Genomic DNA, 2,037 nt, shown 5'->3' on the forward strand with positions numbered 1-2,037 from the left:
GCGCGGTCGGCGCGATCACCGCGCCGCCGACGCCCTGCACCGCCCTGGCGGTAAGCAGCCAGGCCTGGCTCGTGGCGAAGCCGCCGAACAGCGACGCGGCAGAAAACAGCAGCAGCCCGAACACGAATACCCGCCGCCGGCCAAGGATGTCACCGGCGCGGCCGCCGAGCAGCAGCAGGCCACCGAAGGTGACCGCGTAGGCGTTCACCACCCACTCCAGTCCGCTGCCAGAGAAGCCAAGTGCCTGCTGGATGTGCGGGAGGGCTACGTTCACGATGGTCGCGTCGAGCACGACCATGAGCTGGGCGGTGGCGATGACCAGCAGAGCCAGGCCGAGGCGGCGGTTGCCGCCGGCCGTGGCGGCGGGTGCGGCCGCATGCCCGGTCTCGGATTGCGCCGACCGGGTGGTGGGCGCGTAGTCAGGCAGGTCGGATGCGCTGTCCGCGCCGGAGGCTGGCGAGGTCACGGTATCTCCCTTGAATCTCAGCTTCGCGATGGGTTCACGCTTGCCGCCAGCCATGTGAGCGGCCATCACCGGATCCCGGTGATTCGCGCGCCGTTGACAGCACGCGCGCTGGCCTGGTACCGAGGGGAAGGTGCTCGGGCGTGACATGAAGGCGGGCCGTTGACGGTGGCTCCAGCAACTCACCGGCTGATCGGCCGGGATGGTCTTCTCGCTGCCCTGGATCGCGCGGCGGCCCGGAAGGTGACGATCATCTCGGCTCCGGCTGGCAGCGGGAAGACGTCGCTGCTGCGCGCGTGGGCCGACCGTCCGGATCAGCGGTACCGGCTCACCGTGCTGCGGGTGCAACGCGATCAGCAGGACGCCCAGCAGTTCTGGCTTGCCCTGCTCGACGCGGTCCGCCACGCTTCGGCCACTGACGGCCGTGCGGAACCGCAAGCAGCGACACCCGACTTCAACGCACCGGCAATGGTCGACCGGGTGCTATCGGAGCTCGCCGATGCTCCCGGCGACATCATGCTGGTTATTGATGATCTCCACGAGCTGACCTCGCCAGCAGCACTCTCTCAGCTCACCCAGCTGCTGGTCAGCCTTCCCCCGCACGCGCACGCCATCCTGACCACGCGTCACGATCTGCGGCTGCGGCTGCATCAGCTGCGCCTGGCCGGCGAGCTGGCCGAGATCCGCGCGGCCGACCTGCGCTTCACCGAGCGCGAGACCCGAGAGCTGCTCGACGCCTCGGGCATCGCGCTGTCCGCGGCCGGGGCGGCGCTGCTGCACCAGCGGACCGAGGGGTGGGCGGCGGGCCTGCGGCTCGCGGCCCTCTCGCTGGCCGGCCACCCCGACCCGGAGCGGTTCGTCGCGGAGTTCTCCGGCAGCGACCGCACGGTCGCCGAGTACCTGCTCGCCGAGATGCTCGACCGCCAGCCGCCCGACGTCCAGGATCTGCTGCTGCGCACCTCCCTGCTCGATCGCGTCAACGGCGAGCTGGCAGATCTGCTGACCGGCCGCCCGGGCTCGGAGCGGATCCTGCTGGAGCTGGAGGACGCGAACGCGTTTGTCGAATCGCTCGACCCTCAGCGCGCCTGGTTCCGCTACCACCGCCTATTCGGGGACATGCTCCGGCTGCAGCTGCGCAGGACGCTGCCCGCGGAAGTGCCGGCGCTGCACCGGCTCGCCGCCGGATGGTTCACCTCGCAGGGCCACGAGGCCGAGGCGATCCGGCACACTCAGGCGGCCGGCGACTGGCCGGAGGCGGCCCAGCTGCTCGCCGACCATTCGTTCAGCCTGACCCTCGACGGGCAGGCGCAGACCATGCAGGCGCTGGCGGGGGCCTTCCCGCCAGGCACGGACTACCCCGGGCTGGCGCTGGTGCGCGCGATGGGTGACCTTGCCCAGGGGCGCCTGGACGAGGCGGCCGCCCACCTGGCGGTCGCCGAGACGTACGCCGAGACGACGCCGCCAAGTCGCCGGCGCCACCTCCAGGTGGCGATCGCATCGCTGAAGCTGTCGCTGGCCAGGCGGCGCGGTCACCTGGCCAGCGTCATCGAGCAGGCCCGATTCCTGGCCTCCCC

The 2,037-nt window shown here is 71.4% G+C and carries 2 protein-coding genes; one reads left to right on the forward strand and one right to left on the reverse strand.

All coding sequences use genetic code 11. The annotated features are described in order from the left end of the window. Nucleotides 1–466: MFS transporter (locus WA805_RS21460; protein WP_425243224.1), on the reverse strand; the 466-nt coding region annotated here is incomplete at its 3' end. Nucleotides 467–631: 165 nt separating this feature from the next. Here WA805_RS21460 and WA805_RS21465 point away from each other — a divergent pair. Continuing rightward, on the forward strand, nucleotides 632–2,037 hold a 1,406-nt coding region (locus WA805_RS21465), incomplete at its 3' end, for an AAA family ATPase (RefSeq protein WP_425243225.1).

This window comes from Trebonia sp. (assembly GCF_049794275.1).
GTDB lineage: Bacteria > Actinomycetota > Actinomycetes > Streptosporangiales > Streptosporangiaceae > Trebonia.